The 15,215-nt window shown below is 75.5% G+C and carries 24 protein-coding genes, 1 tRNA gene and 1 pseudogene; 9 read left to right on the top strand and 17 right to left on the bottom strand.

The genetic code is table 11. The features are described 5' to 3' along the window. Position 1: 1 nt before the first annotated feature. Together ACWIZO_RS13540 and ACWIZO_RS13535 are read right to left on the bottom strand one after the other, a co-directional pair. Positions 2–499, bottom strand: a complete 498-nt coding sequence (locus ACWIZO_RS13540) for a DUF427 domain-containing protein (RefSeq protein WP_448638195.1) — start codon at positions 497–499, stop codon at positions 2–4. A gap of 8 nt (positions 500–507) precedes the next feature. Continuing rightward, positions 508–783 (bottom strand): DUF3618 domain-containing protein, encoded by a 276-nt coding sequence (locus ACWIZO_RS13535; protein WP_448638194.1) that lies wholly within the window; start codon positions 781–783, stop codon positions 508–510. Positions 784–872: 89 nt separating this feature from the next. Here ACWIZO_RS13535 and ACWIZO_RS13530 point away from each other — a divergent pair. Together ACWIZO_RS13530 and ACWIZO_RS13525 are read left to right on the top strand one after the other, a co-directional pair. Then, positions 873–953, top strand: a tRNA-Leu gene (locus ACWIZO_RS13530). Positions 954–1,027: 74 nt separating this feature from the next. Then, a complete protein-coding gene (locus ACWIZO_RS13525) occupies positions 1,028–1,687 on the top strand; it encodes a hypothetical protein (protein ID WP_448638193.1) in 660 nt (219 codons plus the stop codon). A gap of 16 nt (positions 1,688–1,703) precedes the next feature. Here the strand turns inward: ACWIZO_RS13525 and ACWIZO_RS13520 are convergent, their stop codons facing one another. After that, on the bottom strand, positions 1,704–1,871 hold the full coding sequence (locus ACWIZO_RS13520) for a DUF6910 family protein (RefSeq protein WP_448638192.1): 168 nt from the start codon (positions 1,869–1,871) through the stop codon (positions 1,704–1,706). Between ACWIZO_RS13520 and ACWIZO_RS13515 the strand changes: the two are divergent. Continuing rightward, positions 1,808–2,032: pseudogene (locus ACWIZO_RS13515) on the top strand (hypothetical protein); the annotation flags it as partial. The gene ACWIZO_RS13520 and the pseudogene ACWIZO_RS13515 sit on opposite strands and share 64 nt — an antisense overlap. Here ACWIZO_RS13515 and ACWIZO_RS13510 read toward each other — a convergent pair. Together ACWIZO_RS13510 and ACWIZO_RS13505 are read right to left on the bottom strand one after the other, a co-directional pair. Next, positions 1,984–2,316, bottom strand: a complete 333-nt coding sequence (locus ACWIZO_RS13510; RefSeq protein WP_448642957.1) for a DUF6910 family protein — start codon at positions 2,314–2,316, stop codon at positions 1,984–1,986. The pseudogene ACWIZO_RS13515 and the gene ACWIZO_RS13510 sit on opposite strands and share 49 nt — an antisense overlap. Before the next feature lie 42 nt (positions 2,317–2,358). Further along, entirely contained in the window at positions 2,359–2,523 is a 165-nt protein-coding gene (locus ACWIZO_RS13505; RefSeq protein WP_448638191.1) for a hypothetical protein, read from the bottom strand. 198 nt (positions 2,524–2,721) lie between these two features. On the opposite strand from ACWIZO_RS13505, the gene ACWIZO_RS13500 reads away from it, so the two are divergent. Continuing rightward, positions 2,722–3,636 carry a hypothetical protein gene (locus tag ACWIZO_RS13500; RefSeq protein ID WP_448638190.1) on the top strand — a complete coding sequence of 305 codons (915 nt, stop codon included), beginning with the start codon at positions 2,722–2,724 and terminating at the stop codon, positions 3,634–3,636. Between the two features lie 9 nt (positions 3,637–3,645). On the opposite strand, the gene rdgB is transcribed toward ACWIZO_RS13500, so the two are convergent. Next, positions 3,646–4,254: an RdgB/HAM1 family non-canonical purine NTP pyrophosphatase gene (gene rdgB, locus ACWIZO_RS13495; protein ID WP_448638189.1), complete on the bottom strand. Its 609-nt coding sequence runs from the start codon at positions 4,252–4,254 to the stop codon at positions 3,646–3,648. Continuing rightward, the gene (rph, locus tag ACWIZO_RS13490; protein ID WP_448638188.1) at positions 4,251–4,973 is read right to left on the bottom strand and encodes a ribonuclease PH; all 723 of its coding nucleotides are present in this window, start codon (positions 4,971–4,973) and stop codon (positions 4,251–4,253) included. The genes rdgB and rph overlap by 4 nt, the downstream gene beginning before the upstream one ends. A gap of 131 nt (positions 4,974–5,104) precedes the next feature. Between rph and ACWIZO_RS13485 the strand changes: the two genes are divergently transcribed. Together ACWIZO_RS13485 and bcp are read left to right on the top strand one after the other, a co-directional pair. Further along, positions 5,105–5,509: a YjbQ family protein gene (locus ACWIZO_RS13485; RefSeq protein WP_446759235.1), complete on the top strand. Its 405-nt coding sequence runs from the start codon at positions 5,105–5,107 to the stop codon at positions 5,507–5,509. A gap of 55 nt (positions 5,510–5,564) precedes the next feature. Next, on the top strand, positions 5,565–6,053 hold the full coding sequence (gene bcp, locus ACWIZO_RS13480) for a thioredoxin-dependent thiol peroxidase (protein WP_448638187.1): 489 nt from the start codon (positions 5,565–5,567) through the stop codon (positions 6,051–6,053). Positions 6,054–6,077: 24 nt separating this feature from the next. On the opposite strand, the gene ACWIZO_RS13475 is transcribed toward bcp, so the two are convergent. Then, positions 6,078–6,668 (bottom strand): QsdR family transcriptional regulator, encoded by a 591-nt coding sequence (locus tag ACWIZO_RS13475; RefSeq protein WP_448638186.1) that lies wholly within the window; start codon positions 6,666–6,668, stop codon positions 6,078–6,080. Between the two features lie 152 nt (positions 6,669–6,820). Here ACWIZO_RS13475 and gndA point away from each other — a divergent pair, with 152 nt between their 5' ends. Next, the gene (gndA, locus tag ACWIZO_RS13470) at positions 6,821–8,257 is read left to right on the top strand and encodes an NADP-dependent phosphogluconate dehydrogenase (RefSeq protein ID WP_448638185.1); all 1,437 of its coding nucleotides are present in this window, start codon (positions 6,821–6,823) and stop codon (positions 8,255–8,257) included. Positions 8,258–8,276: 19 nt separating this feature from the next. Here gndA and ACWIZO_RS13465 read toward each other — a convergent pair whose 3' ends face one another. Both ACWIZO_RS13465 and ACWIZO_RS13460 read right to left on the bottom strand, forming a co-directional pair. Then, entirely contained in the window at positions 8,277–8,756 is a 480-nt protein-coding gene (locus ACWIZO_RS13465; protein ID WP_448638184.1) for a DUF4262 domain-containing protein, read from the bottom strand. A gap of 101 nt (positions 8,757–8,857) precedes the next feature. Next, positions 8,858–9,811, bottom strand: a complete 954-nt coding sequence (locus ACWIZO_RS13460; protein ID WP_448638183.1) for a DNA polymerase domain-containing protein — start codon at positions 9,809–9,811, stop codon at positions 8,858–8,860. Positions 9,812–9,875: 64 nt separating this feature from the next. On the opposite strand from ACWIZO_RS13460, the gene ACWIZO_RS13455 reads away from it, so the two are divergent. Continuing rightward, complete coding sequence (locus ACWIZO_RS13455; protein ID WP_448638182.1) at positions 9,876–10,451, top strand: GNAT family N-acetyltransferase; 576 nt, start codon at positions 9,876–9,878, stop codon at positions 10,449–10,451. A 119-nt stretch (positions 10,452–10,570) separates the two neighbouring features. Here the strand turns inward: ACWIZO_RS13455 and ACWIZO_RS13450 are convergent, their stop codons facing one another. From ACWIZO_RS13450 to ACWIZO_RS13430, 5 genes are all read right to left on the bottom strand, one after another. After that, the gene (locus ACWIZO_RS13450; protein ID WP_448638181.1) at positions 10,571–11,308 is read right to left on the bottom strand and encodes an MBL fold metallo-hydrolase; all 738 of its coding nucleotides are present in this window, start codon (positions 11,306–11,308) and stop codon (positions 10,571–10,573) included. A gap of 67 nt (positions 11,309–11,375) precedes the next feature. Continuing rightward, positions 11,376–12,095: an HAD-IA family hydrolase gene (locus ACWIZO_RS13445; protein ID WP_448638180.1), complete on the bottom strand. Its 720-nt coding sequence runs from the start codon at positions 12,093–12,095 to the stop codon at positions 11,376–11,378. Next, positions 12,095–13,045 (bottom strand): PLP-dependent cysteine synthase family protein, encoded by a 951-nt coding sequence (locus ACWIZO_RS13440; RefSeq protein WP_448638179.1) that lies wholly within the window; start codon positions 13,043–13,045, stop codon positions 12,095–12,097. Before ACWIZO_RS13440 ends, ACWIZO_RS13445 begins: the two co-directional genes overlap by 1 nt. A gap of 68 nt (positions 13,046–13,113) precedes the next feature. Continuing rightward, positions 13,114–13,392 carry a ubiquitin-like small modifier protein 1 gene (locus ACWIZO_RS13435; RefSeq protein ID WP_448638178.1) on the bottom strand — a complete coding sequence of 93 codons (279 nt, stop codon included), beginning with the start codon at positions 13,390–13,392 and terminating at the stop codon, positions 13,114–13,116. Positions 13,393–13,558: 166 nt separating this feature from the next. Then, positions 13,559–14,032, bottom strand: a complete 474-nt coding sequence (locus ACWIZO_RS13430; protein ID WP_448638177.1) for a Mov34/MPN/PAD-1 family protein — start codon at positions 14,030–14,032, stop codon at positions 13,559–13,561. Positions 14,033–14,127: 95 nt separating this feature from the next. Here ACWIZO_RS13430 and ACWIZO_RS13425 point away from each other — a divergent pair, with 95 nt between their 5' ends. After that, positions 14,128–14,484 carry a hypothetical protein gene (locus tag ACWIZO_RS13425; RefSeq protein WP_448638176.1) on the top strand — a complete coding sequence of 119 codons (357 nt, stop codon included), beginning with the start codon at positions 14,128–14,130 and terminating at the stop codon, positions 14,482–14,484. Here ACWIZO_RS13425 and ACWIZO_RS13420 read toward each other — a convergent pair. Next, positions 14,423–14,920, bottom strand: a complete 498-nt coding sequence (locus ACWIZO_RS13420; RefSeq protein WP_448638175.1) for a DUF2017 family protein — start codon at positions 14,918–14,920, stop codon at positions 14,423–14,425. The genes ACWIZO_RS13425 and ACWIZO_RS13420 overlap by 62 nt on opposite strands. Next, complete coding sequence (clpS, locus tag ACWIZO_RS13415; protein ID WP_446759220.1) at positions 14,917–15,213, bottom strand: ATP-dependent Clp protease adapter ClpS; 297 nt, start codon at positions 15,211–15,213, stop codon at positions 14,917–14,919. Before clpS ends, ACWIZO_RS13420 begins: the two co-directional genes overlap by 4 nt. Between the last annotated feature and the right edge of the window lie 2 nt (positions 15,214–15,215).

The raw sequence follows: 15,215 nt of genomic DNA, 5'->3' as shown, positions 1-15,215 counted from the left end.
ATCACCAGCCCAGGGTGCCCGGCTCGCCCTTGAACGGGCCGACGACCTCGTCGGTGATCCAGCCGCCGTAGAAGTCGCCGGCCTGCGCCCGCACCTGCTCGCCGTCGACCAGTGCGCGGTCGACCCGGTCGGGGTAGAACGCCACCGCGCCGCGCAGGTGCTCGTAGCCGGCGGTGGGCTGCTCGTAGGACCAGCCGACGGCGGGGTGCCGGCGGCCGTCGACGACGGCGTCCCAGTAGGTCGCCGCCCCCTTCCACTCGCACCACGACGAGCCGGCCGCCCGCTCCAGCACCCCGGGGACGACGTCCTCCCGGGGCACGTAGTAGACCGGCGGGTGACTGGTCTCGCAGACCCGCACCGCGCGCGAGGTCTGCGTCACCACGCGGCCGCCGAGCTCGACGACGACGCGGCGGGCGGTCACCTCGGCCGACGGCGGGCGGGGGTAGTCCCAGACCGACTCCTGACCGGGACCGACCGGGTCGCGACGCGGGGTGCGCACCTCGGCGGTCAGCGCCTGCGGGTCTGCGCCCGGGGACGGGTGGTCCGGCGCCTCGGTGCCCGGCGGCTGCGGACCTTCTGGACCACGCTCAGCGTCACGATCAGGCCGAGGGCGCCCATCGTGGCCATGCCCGCCTGGGACTGCAGGAAGCGCTGGACCGCGGCCTGGCCCTGGGCCTTGAGCCGTGTGGGGCTGCCCCGGTCGGCCAGGTGGTCCAGGGTCGCCGCCAGCGACTCGCGGGCGGCGTCGATCTCCAGCTGGATCTCTCGTGGGTCGCGAGGCACGGCGACAGCCTGCCAGACGTCGCGCCCACCGGCCCGTCCCGGGAAACCGGGGCACCCGGACGGGCGCAGCGACCTAGACTCCCGGCCACGCGGGAGTGGTGTAACGGCAGCCACGCCAGACTTAGGATCTGGTGCCCTCGGGCGTGCGGGTTCGACTCCCGCCTCCCGCACGGGCCGGTCCCGACCGGTCGACCGGACCGGACGGGCCGGTGCGCCCGCTCCTGCACCCGGGGACCATGGGCGGATGAGCACACCGGCGGGCGTCCCGTTCTCCCCGCCGGTCCGCACGGGCGTCCCGGTCGAGGAGTTCGACGACGTCCCGGTCGGCCTCGGCCCGGTCTGGGCGGGACCGCCGTGGCACGTGCGTCCGGGGATCGCGCCGCTGTCCCTGGAGATCGGCCGCTCGGACTCGACGGTCGTGCTGCTGGAGGGTGCCCGCGCCCGGCCCGACGGCGTCGTCGTGCGCCTCGTCGTCGCGGTCCGCGAGACCGGCCGGGAGGCCCGCCGCCGGGTGTTCACCGAGCTCGACGTCACGCACGGCCGCGGCCGGCTGGACCTCTGCCTGCCGCCCGGCGGGCTGCGCCGGGGCGTGCAGTACGCGGACGGGCGACGGGTGACCACGCTCGACGACCCCCCGTCGGAGGCCCTCCCCGACGGGGCCGACCCGGGCAGCTGGACACCGGACGGGCCGGTCCTCGAGGGAGTGGGTCGCCCGGTGTCGTGGGGCGGCACCTGGAGCCGCGACGTGTGGCCGTGGCCGCTCCCGCCGCCCGGCCCGGTGCGGGTGGTCTGCTCCTGGCCCGACCGCGGTGTCGCCGAGGCCGGCACCACCACCGACAGTGCGCCACTGCGGGCCGCAACCAGCGCCGCCGTCCCGCTCTGGCCGGCACCGGACGGCGCCTGAGCGCAGGAGCCGGGTCTCAGTCCAGGACGGCGCGCAGCTCGAGCTCCATCGACGGGACCTCCGGGTCGTCGTCGTCCACGACGGCCAGCAGGTGCACTCCTCCGTCGCGGACCTCCCGCAGTGCCAGGCCCTCCACCGTGTGCACGCGGTCGCCGACCTCGGGGATCCGGGCGACGGCCAGCACGTCGTCGCCGTCGACCTCGCCCAGGTCGTGCCGCCGTGGCTCCCCTCGGCCTGCCGCTGGACCGGCCGAACCTGGAGAGCGGCAGTCGCCACGGCGGCACCGTGCGCTGGTATCAGCGCGGCAACCTGGCCGCCGGTGTTGCCTCGGCCTGTGTCGACGTGCCCCTGGAGGGGCTGGTGGGTGCCGTCCTCGATCGGGCCGATCCCGTGGCGGTGCCGCTCGCGCTGGCCACCCGTTCGTACAGCGGATGCAGGTCCGCCGCTCGTGCGACCGGCCGTCCCTCCTCGAGGCGCACCAGCACGCCGCGCATGCGCCGGGGCGTGGAGTCCGAACCCAGCAGCAGGACGGCCGGCTCGCCGTCCACCTCGACCGGGCAGGCCACCTCGAGGTCGGGCTTGAGGTGCTTGGTCCCCGCCGCCTCGGCGACGGTGTCGTGCCCCTCCACCGGCGGCAGGACTCGCACCGGGGTCACCGAGCCGGCGCGGTGCTAGGCGGCGGACGTGGCGTCGTCCTGCGCCATGAGCCACCCGTCCCCGAACGGTGCGATGCCGGAGGCGGCGCGCACCGGCGTCCCGTCGTCGAACCGCAGCGCCCGGACCCCGTCCACGACCACCCGCACCGTCGTGCACTGCCCACCCGCTGCGCGGCGCACGCGTCGCGAGCACGCCGCGACGTCAGCGAAATCACGTTCCTGTCTTTCCCCAGGTCACCGCGGGAGAGCGGTCCCGAGGGGGCTGCACGAGGTCGCCGGCGGCCGTAGGGTCGGTCCATCGGCCTGGCCGCACGACGCCGTGCCTGCGCCGGGCGCCGTCCCGCCCGCCGGTCCTCAGGACCCGACCCGCCGGAGCCCATGACCTCCCCGCGCACCGAGACCAGTGCTCGTCCCGACGAGACCACCGCGAAGCCGAAGACCCAGCTCAGCGTCACCCAGGTGCTGTCCGGCGCCTTGGCCGCGGTGTCCGCGGCGGTCCTCGCCTCCTTCTTCGGCGTGGCCGGCACCGTCATCGGCGCGGCCCTGGTGAGCGTGGTGAGCACGACCGGGGCCGCCGTCTACAGCGCCTCGCTCAGCCGTACCAGCGAGCGGCTGCGCAAGGTGCGCACCCAGCTCGGCGGGGGCCGCGGCGGCGCGGCGGGTGCAGAGCCGGCCGGCGACGACACCGCCACCCGCGTCCTGCCCCCGCACCTGGACCCGCGCCGCCCCGCCCCGGCTCCGCGCTCCCTGCTGGCGCGCGTCGGGTGGCCGCGGGTGGCCGCCTACACCGCGGCCGTCTTCGTCCTCGCGATGGGGATCGTCACCGGCATCGAGCTGATCGGGAAGGAGCCGGTGTCCGCACTGGTCGGGTCGCAGACGTCCTCGTCGTCGACCACGCTCAGCGAGCTGGTCACCGCGTCGTCCTCGAGCGACACCACGCCGTCCTCCCCCAGCACCACGGCACCGGCCGACGAGACGACCGAGGCCCCCACCTCCACGGCTCCGGGGAGCCACGCGGACGAGTCCGACGCCGAGGAGTCCGGGACGCCGGCGACCTCCACCTCCGGGTCGGCACCGACCACGGACGACGGGAGCGACAGCTCCGACTCCGGAACCGACAGCGGCACCGACTCCGGCAGCGAGACGGGCTCCGGCAGCGACTCCGACCCGGGCACCGGCTCGGGTTCGGGTTCCGGCAGCGACACCGGCGGCGGCACGTCCGGGCAGACCGGGCAGTCGACCCAGGGTCCGCAGGCCGGCGCCGGGACCGCGCAGGCCGAGCCGACGTCCTGACCCGCCGGGTCAGCGGGCGCCGAGCTCCTGGGCCACCACCGGGACCAGCGCGGCGAAGGCCTGGCCGCGGTGGCTGCGCGCGTCCTTCTCCGCCGGCGGCAGCTCCGCGGCGGTGAGCTCGAGGCCGTCGGGCAGGAACACCGGGTCGTAGCCGAAGCCGTTGCTCCCCCGGGGCTCGCGGACCACCTGGCCGCGCCACTGCCGCTCGATGACGTGCTCGCCGCCGTCCGGCGTGACCAGCGCGGCCGCGCAGACGAAGGCGGCGCCGCGGCGCTCGTCGGGCACGTCGGCGAGCTGGCCGAGCAGCAGCGCGGTGTTGGCCGGGTCGTCGCCGTGCCGGCCCGACCACCGCGCCGACAGCACGCCGGGCATCCCGTTGAGCGCGTCGACGGTGATGCCCGAGTCGTCGGCCACCGCGGACAGGCCCGTGTACCGGACCGCCTCGCGCGCCTTGAGCAGCGCGTTCTCGGCGAACGTCGCCCCTGTCTCGGGCGCCTCGGGGTACTTGGTGACGTCGCGCAGGCCCACCACCTCGACCCCGGGGACGGCGCTGGCCAGCAGCCGCTGCAGCTCGGCGAGCTTGCCGGCGTTGCGGGTGGCCAGGAGCAGGCGGGTCATCGCTGCAGCGCCTCGGTCTGCACGCGGGTGAGCTCCGCGCAGCCGGCGACGGCGAGATCGAGCAGGCGGTCGAGGGTGGCCCGGTCGAACACCGCGCCCTCCGCGGTGCCCTGCACCTCGACGAAGCCGCCCTCGCCGGTGCAGACGACGTTCATGTCGGTGCCCGCGCGCACGTCCTCCTCGTAGGCGAGGTCGAGCCGCGGCTCACCGTCGACGACGCCGACGCTCACCGCCGCGACCGACTGCACGACCGCGTTCTTCCTCGCCGGCTTCTTCCGGGCACCGAGCCAGGCGACGGCGTCGGCCAGGGCGACGTAGGCGCCGGTGATGGCCGCCGTCCGGGTGCCGCCGTCGGCCTGCAGGACGTCGCAGTCGATGGCGATGCTGTTCTCCCCCAGCGCCGCGAGGTCGACCGAGGCGCGCAGCGAGCGGCCGACGAGCCGGCTGATCTCGTGGGTGCGCCCGCCGATGCGGCCCTTGACCGACTCCCGGTCGCTGCGGGTGTGCGTGGCGCGGGGCAGCATCGCGTACTCGGCGGTGACCCAGCCCAGGCCCGATCCCTTGCGCCAGCGCGGCACGCCCTCGGTGACGCTGGCTGCGCAGAGCACCCGGGTGCGGCCGAACTCGACGAGCACCGAGCCCTCGGCGTGGTCGAGCCAGTTGCGGGTGATGGTCACCGGGCGGAGCTGGTCGGCCGCGCGGCCGTCGGGGCGGGTCACAGACGCCGAGCCTATCGACGCCGCACGCCCTCCCCTCCCCGCCTCGGTCGAGATCACGGGATCTCGCACCTCCCGATAGGTGCCGGCGTGCGAGATCGCGCGATCTCGACCGAGAGGCGACCATCGACGGCGTGCGATCGGAGCTGCGGACGGTGCGGACCGGCGGGACGCCTGCGGTGGTCGACCTGACCGCGGAGTGCGCGGAGTTCGTGCGCGGCGAGGGCGACGGGCTGCTGCAGGTGTTCGTCCCGCACGCGACGGCCGGCGTCGCGATCATCGAGACCGGCGCGGGCAGCGACGAGGACCTGCTCGCCCAGCTCGACGAGCTGTTGCCCCGCGACGACCGCTGGCGGCACCGGCACGGCAGCCCCGGTCACGGCCGCGACCACGTGCTGCCGGCGTTCGTGCCGCCGTCCACCAGCGTGCCGGTGGTCGGCGGGCGGCTGCAGCTGGGCACCTGGCAGTCGATCTGCCTGGTCGACCCGAACGGCGACAACCCGCAGCGGCAGGTGCGGCTGTCCTTCCTCGCGGGGTAGTGCGCCGCTCGGCCCCGCTGCCGTCCCCTCCGCGGGGCACGGCAGGATGCCGGGCATGACCGAGACCGCGTCCACCCCCGTCCGTCTCGCTCCCGGTGACCCGGCTCCGGACTTCACCCTGCCCGACGCCGACGGCACCCCGGTCTCGCTCGCCGACCACCGCGGCCGCCGGGTGATCGTCTACTGCTACCCCGCCGCGCTGACCCCGGGCTGCACGACGCAGGCGGTCGACTTCACCGCCGCGGCCGGCGAGCTGGCCGAGGCGGGCCTGGACATCATCGGCATCTCCCCCGACCCGCCGGAGAAGCTGCAGCGCTTCCGCGAGCAGGAGGGCCTGGGCATCACCCTCGTCTCCGACCCCGACAAGCGGGTCCTGGCCGCCTACGGCGCGTACGGCACCAAGAAGCTGTACGGCAAGGAGGTGCAGGGCGTCATCCGGTCGACCTTCGTGATCGACGCCGAGGGCCGCATCGAGCGCGCCGCCTACAACGTCAAGGCCACGGGGCACGTCGCCAAGCTGCGCCGCGACCTCGGCCTGGGCTGAGCCGGCCGGCGCCCGGCGGGAGGCTCAGGCGGCCCGCAGCCCGAGGACGCCGGTGACCAGCGCGTCGCAGACCGTCGCCGCGGCCCCGAGGTCGGGCTCGCGCGAGACCATCACGTCGGAGTAGAGGAACGACTCCCCCAGCCGCACGACCGCGTAGGACAGCAGCGGCAGCGGCACCTCCGACGTCAGGCCGCGCGCCTCGACGTCGCGCTCGAACAGGGCGGTGTAGGCCTCGATCATCCGCGGCTGCACCCGGCCGCGCGGGTCGGTGAGGATGCGCAGCGCGGTGGCCGGCTCGTCGTCGATGAGGCGGCGCAGCGCCGGCGCCGTCCCGAGCACCGAGCGGAAGTCCTCGATGACCACCAGGCTGCGCAGCCGGTCGGGGTCGCCGTCGGCCCGCGACCGTACGTCGTGGTTCTCGGCCGCCTGGTGGAGCGTGCGCTCGGCGAGCCACCACAGCGCCTCGCCGAGGATGGCGTCGCGGTTGCCGACGCGGCGGAACAGCGTCACGCGGGAGATGCCGAGCTCCGCGGCCAGGACGGTGGTGTCCAGGCGCTCCTCGCGCAGCAGCGTAAGCGCAGCCCGACGGACGACCTCTTCCGGGGGCGCGATCACAGCGCTGAGCCTAGGACCGCGGTGACCTGCGGGTACACCGTCCGGGCGGTTACGTCGCCCGCCCGCGCGAGGAGCCCCGCCCCCGGCGAGCCGGTGGCCCACGGACCCGTGGCGTCGCGGGCCCCGCGTCGGGTGCGGCACGATGCTGGGGCATGAGCGAAGAGATCGGCGTCACCGGGCTGGCCACGATGGGTGCCAACCTCGCCCGCAACCTGGCGCGCCACGGCTGCCGGGTCGTCGTCCACAACCGCACGCGGGCGCGCACCGACGCGCTGCTCGCGGCGCACGGCGACGAGGGCGAGTTCGTCGCGACCGGCTCGATCCAGGAGTTCGTCGCCACCCTGCAGCGGCCGCGCCGGATCATCGTCATGGTCCAGGCCGGGGCCTCGACCGACGCCGTCGTCAAGGACCTGATGGACCTGCTCGAGGACGGCGACGTCCTCGTCGACGGCGGCAACGCGCGCTACACCGACACCATCCGGCGGACCGCGGAGCTGTCCGAGAAGGGTGTGCACTTCGTCGGCTCGGGGATCAGCGGCGGCGAGGAGGGGGCGCTGCTCGGGCCGAGCATCATGCCCGGCGGCTCCGCCGAGGCCTACCGGCTGGTCGGCCCGCTGCTGGAGAGCATCGCGGCCGTCGTGGACGGGACGCCGTGCTGCACGCACGTCGGCGGAGACGGCGCCGGTCACTTCGTGAAGATGGTGCACAACGGCATCGAGTACGCCGACATGCAGCTCATCGCCGAGGCCTACGACCTGCTGCGCACCCGGGTGGGCCTGTCCCCCGCCGAGATCGGCGAGGTGTTCGCCGGCTGGAACGAGGGCGACCTCGACTCCTACCTCATCGAGATCACCGCCGAGGTGCTGCGGCACGTCGACGCCGACACCGGCCGGCCCTTCGTCGACGTCGTGCTCGACCAGGCCGAGCAGAAGGGCACCGGTCGCTGGACCGTGCAGTCCGCGCTGGACCTCGGGGTACCGGTCAGCGGCATCGCCGAAGCGGTGTTCGCCCGCGCGCTGTCAGGGCACGCCGAGCAGCGGGGCCCCGCCCGGGAGGTGCTGCCCGGCCCGTCGTCGGCTCCGGAGCCGGTGGCCGACCGGGACGGTTTCGTCGAGGCGGTGCGGCAGGCGCTGTACGCGTCGAAGGTGGTGGCCTACGCGCAGGGCTTCGACCAGATCACCGCGGGCGCGCAGACCCACGGCTGGGACGTCGACCGCGCCGCGCTGGCCACCATCTGGCGGGGCGGCTGCATCATCCGCGCCCGCTTCCTCGACCGGATCCGGCAGGCCTACACCGACGAGCCGGACCTGGCCACGCTGCTGGTGCACCCCTACTTCCGCGACGCCGTCGCCGAGTGCCAGGAGGGCTGGCGCACGGTGGTGGTCGAGGCGGCCCGCGCCGGCATCCCGGCGCCCGGCTTCGCCAGCGCGCTCGCCTACTACGACGGCCTGCGCGCCGAGCGGCTGCCGGCCGCCCTCATCCAGGGCCTGCGCGACCTGTTCGGGGCACACACCTACCGGCGGGTCGACCGCGAGGGCGCGTTCCACACCCTCTGGTCGGAGGACCGCAGCGAGCGGCCGGTCGGCTGAGCACCGCAGCGGGCCGCGGTCAGGCCGTCCAGGTGCCCGGCCGGGGCTGCCCGTGCGGGCCGCCGTCCCAGCCGGCGTCCCAGGGGAAGCAGCCGGCCGGTGAGGCCCAGGCCAGCTGCTGGGCGGGCACCGAGTAGTCGGCCGGCCGCTGGTACCAGCGGTTGGCGCCGAGCAGCACCGCACCGGGGTTGGGGCACTCCTCCACGACCAGCTGCTCCCCGGCCGCGTCGAGCAGTTCCCCGGGCACGAGCGACCGGTCGGCCACGACCTCCGCCGCCACCGCGTCGAGCAGCGCGTGCGTGGCGTGCGCGTGCCGGCCGACGACGACCAGCTCGGGGTGGCCGAGGCCGAACAAGCCGATCGTGTAGCCGAAGGCGGGTTCGCCCGGACCCTCACCGGGGCCGACGTACTGGACGGCGAAGCGGGCGCGGCGGATGACCGCGGCGAGGTGGGCGTCCTCCTGGTCGAGCCAGGCGGTGGTCTGCGGGTCGGTGCTCATGGCCGCGAGCCTGCGGTTCGGCACCGACAGGACGCGCCCGCGCACAGCCGGTGGTGGACGGACGGCCCCGCTGTGGACGACGGCGGACGGATCGTCGGCGCTCAGCCCTCGGCGACCCTCTTCGCCCGCGCCCGTCGCTTGCCCTCGTGCATGGCGGCCACCCGCGCGACCGGGATGGTGTGGCCCTCGGCGACCAGGTCGGCGGGCAGCTCCTGCGGGTCCGGCAGCAGCGCCGCCCACGGGTCGCCGTCCCCCAGCCGCTGCGGCGCCGTCCGCACGGTGACGTCCCCGGGCCGCACGGACGGCAGGTCCTCCCACGCGACCGGCGCCGACACCGGCAGGCCCGGGCGGATGCGGGGGCTGTAGGCGGCCACGATCGTCGAGGAGCCCGAGCGGGTGGAGTCGAGGAACACCCGGCCGTGCCGGTCCTCGCGGATGTAGGCGGTGGTGGCCAGGTCGGGGTCGAGCGCGGCGGCGCGGGCGGCCAGGGCGCGGGTCGCGGCGGCGGCGTCCTCGGGCCCGACACCGCGCACCGGGACGACGACGTGCACGCCCTTGGACCCGCTGGTCTTCACCGCGCCGGCGAGCCCGGCGTCGGCGAGGGCCCGCCGCACGAGCTCCGCGGCCCGGACGACGACGTCGAAGTCGGCGCCCTCCGGCGGGTCGAGGTCGAGCACGATGCCGGTCGGCTCGGTCTCCGCGCCGGCGATGGAGAAGGGGACGTGGAACTCGACCGCCCGCTGGTTGGCCAGCCACAGCAGGGTGCGCCGGTCGTCGCAGAGCACCTGGTGCACCTCACGGTGCGCACCGAACGACCAGACGGGGACGGTCCGCACCCAGTCCGGCGCGCCCTTGGGCACGTTGCGCTGCATGAACGGCTCCTGGCCGGGGCGCACCCGCTTCACCGACAGCGGCCGGCCGGCGAGCTGTGGCACCAGGCGGGAGGCGAAGGCGTCGAGGTGGTCGACCAGGTCGCCCTTGGTCACCCCGAGCCCGTCGCCCAGCGGGGCGTCGAGGCTGGTCAGCCGGACGCCGTCCCGTTCGTCGTCGGCCACCGGCCCACCGTGCCCGGCTCGTCCGGCCACGGCAAGCGGTCCGGCCCGGGATACGGTCCGCCGGGTGACGCGGCCCCGGCTCCCCGCGTGGCCCGCGGTCCCGCCGGAGCAGGACGGCGTCCGGCTGCGCGCCTTCCGCGACGACGACGTCGACACGGTGCTCGACCTGGCCGGCGACCCCCGTGTGGCGGCGGTCAGCACGCTGCCCGAGGGGGCGGACCAGCGGGCCGCCCGCGCGTGGATCGCGCGCCAGCACCGGCGGTGGGCCGAGGGCGCGGGCTTCTCCTTCGCGGTCGCCGAGGGAGCCACCGACCGCGCCGTCGGGCAGGTCGGCCTGTGGCTCGACCGCTGGGCCGAGGGTGTGGGGACGGTCGGGTACCTCGTCGCGCCGTGCGCCCGCCGGCGGGGCGTGGCCACCCGCGCGCTGCGCGCCGTCACGGCGTTCGCCGCCACCCTCCCAGGCCTCGACCGCCTGGAGCTCTTCGTCGAGCCGGGCAACACGGCCTCGCTGCGGACGGCGGAGCGGGCGGGCTACCGCCGAGTCGACGTCGTCCCGCACCCCCGGCGAGCCGGCGACGAGCCGGTCCCCATGGTCCGCCTGGCGCGCCGTCTCCCCGGGACGGCGGCCCCGCGGAGCTGACCCGTCCGGACGACGTCCTCCCGCACCGCAGCGCGTCCTCCCTCACGGTGCACGGTGAGGGAGGACGCGCCACGATCAGGTTCCCTGATCGTGGCGCGCCTGATCGTGGCGCGCCGCGCTCAGACCTCGTAGGTCGCGCCGGGGCGCACCAGCTCGGCGGCGGGGAACACCGCCCGGGCGGCGGCCAGCTGCGCCAGTGGGTCCACCCAAGCGGGCACGTGCGTGACCAGCAGGCGTCGCACCCCGGCGGCGGCAGCGGCCTGGCCGGCCTGCCGCCCGGTGAGGTGCAGGTCGGCCGGCAGGCCCTCGTGCTCGGGGTGGGCGGCCTCGGCGAGCAGCACGTCGGCTCCGGACGCCAGGTCGACGACGGCCTGGCTCGGCCCGGTGTCGCCGGTGTAGACCAGCGACCTGCCGTGCGCGGTCAGCCGGATGGCGTGGCACTCGATCGGGTGCGCGGTGCGGGCGGTCTGCACGGTGAAGGGACCGAGCAGGGCCGAGACCGGGGTGACCGCGAAGTCGAAGACGTCGGTCAGCGGAGCACCGCCGGCGTCGTAGGCGGCGGCCAGTCGCCGGTCGGCGCCCGCGGGCGCGATCAGTGGCACCCGGCGCCGCGAGGAGCGCCCCGAGTAGCGGTGCCAGACGACCAGCGGGGCGACGTCGAGGCAGTGGTCGGCGTGCAGGTGGGAGAGGTAGACCGCGTCGATGGCGTCGGGGTCGACCAGCGCCTGCAGGGTGCCGAAGGCCCCGCTGCCGAGGTCGAGCAGCAGCCGGAAGCCGTCCTCCTCCACCAGGTAGCAGGACGCCGCCGAGGTCGGGCCCGGGCCGCTGCCCGAGCACCCGACGACGGTCAGCCTCACGCCGCGCACCCCTGCCGGCCGTGCCCGCTCTCGCTCCCCATGGCGGGCGCCAGGCTAACCACCGGGCTCAGGTGAGCTGCAGCACGGCCCCGGCCGCCACCCGCAGGACCTCGCCGGCCCAGCGCAGCCCGGTGAGGTCCCGCACGACGACGTCCGCGCCGGCCGACAGCGCCCGCTCGCCGATCCCGACGACCCGTGCGCCGGCCGCGCGCCCGGCCGCCACGCCGGCCGGGCTGTCCTCGAGCACGACGGTCTCCTCCGGGCGCAGGCCCAGCGCCCGCGCGCCGAGGCGGTAGCACTCCGGGGCGGGCTTGCCGGCGGCCACGTCGGGCCCGGTGACCATCGCCTCGGGCAGCGGCAGACCGGCGGCGGTCGACCGCGCGGTCGCCAGGTCCGGCGTGCCGGAGGTGACGACGGCCCACACCCGCGCGGGCAGGGTGGCCAGCAGCTCGGCGGCGCCGGCGACGGCGGGCACCGTCTCGGCGTCCTCGAGCTCGTAGCGGTCGATGAGCGCGGTCGCCCGGGCCCGCCGCGCCCCGGGCACGAGGTCGGCGACGGTGTCGGCCGACCGGCGTCCGTGCACCACCGCCGGCACACCGGCGGGCTCGAGCCCCTGCTCGGTGGCCCACCGCGCCCAGGAGGCCGTGACCGCGGCGTCGGAGTCGACGCGGACACCGTCGTTGTCGAACAGCAGCCCACGGGCGGGCAGCGCGAGGTTCCCGGAACGGTCCTGCTGCAGGGCCCCGCCGCGGGCCTGCGGGTGGTGGGGGGCAGCAGGGTCCTCCATCAGGCCCAGAGCTGGCCCTCGAGGGCTGCGGTGGCCTCGTCGAGGGTGCCGGCGTAGGCGCCGGTGGAGAGGTACTTCCAGCCGCCGTCGCAGACGATGAACACGATGTCGGCCCTGCGGCCCGCGGCGACCTCCCTGTCGGCGATGCCGAGTGCCGCGTGCAGGATCGCCCCGGTCGAGATGCCGGCGAAGATGCCCTCGCGCTCGACCAGCTGCCGGGTGCGGTGGATGGCGTCCTCGGGGCCGACGGAGAACCGTGAGTCGAGCAGCTCGGGGTCGTAGAGCTCCGGGATGAACCCCTCGTCGATGTTGCGCAGGCCGTAGACCAGCTCGCCGTAGCGCGGCTCGGCGGCGATCACCTGGACGTCGGGCTTGTGCTCACGGAAGTAGCGCGAGCAGCCCATGAGCGTGCCGGTGGTGCCCAGCCCGGCGACGAAGTGGGTGATCGAGGGCAGATCGGCGAGGATCTCCGGGCCGGTGCCGGTGTAGTGCGCCTCGGCGTTGGCCGGGTTGCCGTACTGGTAGAGCATCACCCAGTCGTCGTGCTCGGCGGCCAGCTCCTTGGCCGTCGCGACGGCCTGGTTGGAGCCGCCGGCGGCCGGCGAGCTGATGATCCGCGCGCCGTACATCTCCAGCAGCTGGCGGCGCTCCACCGAGGTGTTCTCCGGCATGACGCAGATCAGCCGGTAGCCGCGCTGCCGGGCCACCATCGCCAGCGAGATGCCGGTGTTGCCGCTGGTCGGCTCCAGGATGGTGTCGCCGGGCTGGAGCGTCCCCTCCTTCTCCGCCGCCTCGATCATCGAGATGGCGGCCCGGTCCTTGATCGAGCCGGTGGGGTTGTGGTCCTCCAGCTTGGCCCACAGCCGCACGTCGGGGGTCGGCGACAGGGACGGCAGCCCCACGAGCGGGGTGCCGCCCAGGGAGTCGACGAGGGAGGCGAAGCGGGCCATCGGGTGCTCTTCCGGGAGACGGGGGCGGGGAGGACGAGGACGTCGGGGAGGACGGCGGGGACGGCGCCTCAGCAGCCGCCGGCGACCGCCGGGAGGATCGTCACCGAGTCGCCGTCCTTGACCTGGGTGTCGAGCGCCCCGGTGAAGCGCACGTCCTCGTCGTTGACGTAGACGTTGACGAAGCGGTGCAGCTTGCCCTCCTCGGTCACCAGCCGGCCCTTCAGGCCCGGGTGCTGGGCGTCGAGGTCGTCGACGAGCGCGCCGAGGGTGGCCCCGCTGCCCTCGACGGTCTTGTTGCCGCCGGTGTGGGTGCGCAGGATGGTCGGGATCCGGACCTCGATGGCCATGGTGTGCGGTTCTCCTCGAGCAGGGGTCGGGACGTGCGGGGGCGCCGTCGGTGCAGCGCGGGTCGGTGCGGGCAACGCCCGCTCGCCGCTGGGCATTCCGCGCGGCCCTCCTGCCCCCCGCGGCGTGCGGAGGCGTCGTGGGGGGCAGGAGGGTCCTTCGACTTCGTCAGTCGTAGACGACGGTGGTCGGCGAGTGGCCGAACAGGTAGGACTCGACGACCTCGACGTCCTCCTCGGTCACCTGGCCGTCGACGATGCGGAAGCTGCGGAACTCGACCTCGTCGCCGGCCAGGCCGGTCTGCTCGCCCTGGTGGCGGGTGGAGACGAGGACGTAGTGCGCGTTCGGCTCCGACGCGTAGCTGACGTCGGTCCGCGAGGGGTACGCCTCGGTGGCCGTGTGCGAGTGGTAGATCACCACCGGCTCCTCGTCCCGGTCGTCCATGTCCCGGTACAGGCGGAGCAGGTCGGCCGAGTCGAACTCGTAGAACGTCGGCGACCGGGCGGCGTTGAGCATCGGGAGGAACCGTTCGGGACGGTCGCTGCCCTCGGGACCGGCGACGACGCCACAGGCCTCGTCCGGGTGGTCCTCCCGGGCGTGGGCCACGATGGCGTCGTAGGTCGCGCGGTCGATGCGCAGCACGGCACCAGTCTAGGCGGCGCCCCGCAGCGGCCGGGACGACGGTCGGCACACGGCCCGGTCACCGGCAGGTCACCGACCGGATACGGTGCGGGACCGTGGTGCTCGAGCTGCTGATGGTCGTCGGCGTGGCCCTGCTCGCCCTGCCGTCGCTGTGGCTCGGTCTGCGGGGCCTGACCCGGCGCGCCGGCCACTACAGCAGCGACGTCACTGCCGACCGCGTGTCGCTGGTCCTGCTCGTCGCCGTCCGCGGGCTCACCCTGCTGCTGGTGCTGGTCCTGTCCGCGGTGGTGCTCGTCTCCGCCGTCGGGGCGCTGGTGCGCGACCTGGAGATGCCCAGCCTGGTGTCGGTGTTCTTCGTCCTCGACCTGCTGCTCGCGGTGCTGGTGGTGCTCACCTTCGGCCGGCGCGACCGGCGGCGACCGCGTCGACGAGCGACCCCTGCAGCGCGGTGAGCCAGTAGTAGACGGCCAGCTGCTGGCCCTCCTCGCCGGCCGGGTCGTCGGGCGGCTCGGTCTCCTCGGTGACGCCGATCCGCTCCCCCAGCGCCAGCCGCAGGTCGTTGGTGGTGCGCAGCCAGGCCCCGGCCTGCTCGCGGTCCAGGCGCACCTCCCCGCCCCCGGCCGCCAGCGTCGCCCGGACGGCGGCGAGGTCGTCGGTCTTGCCGCTGCGCAGCGCCGACTCGGTCATCTCGCGGTAGTCGGCGGCCAGCCGCGGGTCGCTGCGGTGCCCGGCGGGCAGCAGCCGGTCCATGACCGGGTCGCCCTCGACGTCGGCGGGGTCGGCGGCCAGCAACTGCTCGAGCTGGTCGAGCAGGAGGCCGAGGACACCGGCCTCGGCGGGGTCCAGGCGGGCGACGACGTCCTCACCCCTGCGCCGGAACGGCCTCATGAGTCCCGCTGGTAGGTGGCCCACAGGCCGTAGGCGTGCAGCCGGCTGGTGTCGTGCTCCATCCGCTCGCGCGGGCCGGAGCTGACGATCGCCTTGCCCTCGTGGTGCACCTGCAGCATCAGCTCGGTGGCCGTCGGCTCGTCGTAGCCGAACAGCTCCCGCAGCACGTGGGTCACGTAGGTCATGAGGTTCACCGGGTCGTTCCACACGACCGTGACCCACGGCCGGTCGAGGTCGGCGGTCTCGTCGACCGTGGTCTCGGGTGTCCGCGTCGGCGCGAGGGGTCCGGCCACGT

The sequence above is a fragment of the Geodermatophilus sp. URMC 63 genome, assembly GCF_053502565.1.
Note: the sequence above shows the minus strand (reverse complement) of the source record. Positions and strands in the feature narration are given on the sequence as shown.

Excerpts from the sequence above, each read along its gene's own strand:
- ACWIZO_RS13420 (WP_448638175.1), bottom strand. The coding sequence starts at position 14,920 with ATGAGGCCGTTCCGGCGCAGGGGTGAGGACGTCGTCGCCCGCCTGGAC.
- ACWIZO_RS13525 (WP_448638193.1), top strand. The coding sequence starts at position 1,028 with ATGAGCACACCGGCGGGCGTCCCGTTCTCCCCGCCGGTCCGCACGGGC.
- ACWIZO_RS13440 (WP_448638179.1), bottom strand. The coding sequence starts at position 13,045 with ATGGCCCGCTTCGCCTCCCTCGTCGACTCCCTGGGCGGCACCCCGCTC.
- ACWIZO_RS13445 (WP_448638180.1), bottom strand. The coding sequence starts at position 12,095 with ATGGAGGACCCTGCTGCCCCCCACCACCCGCAGGCCCGCGGCGGGGCC.
- ACWIZO_RS13465 (WP_448638184.1), bottom strand. The coding sequence starts at position 8,756 with ATGAGCACCGACCCGCAGACCACCGCCTGGCTCGACCAGGAGGACGCC.
- gndA (WP_448638185.1), top strand. The coding sequence starts at position 6,821 with ATGAGCGAAGAGATCGGCGTCACCGGGCTGGCCACGATGGGTGCCAAC.
- ACWIZO_RS13500 (WP_448638190.1), top strand. The coding sequence starts at position 2,722 with ATGACCTCCCCGCGCACCGAGACCAGTGCTCGTCCCGACGAGACCACC.
- bcp (WP_448638187.1), top strand. The coding sequence starts at position 5,565 with ATGACCGAGACCGCGTCCACCCCCGTCCGTCTCGCTCCCGGTGACCCG.
- rdgB (WP_448638189.1), bottom strand. The coding sequence starts at position 4,254 with ATGACCCGCCTGCTCCTGGCCACCCGCAACGCCGGCAAGCTCGCCGAG.
- ACWIZO_RS13435 (WP_448638178.1), bottom strand. The coding sequence starts at position 13,392 with ATGGCCATCGAGGTCCGGATCCCGACCATCCTGCGCACCCACACCGGC.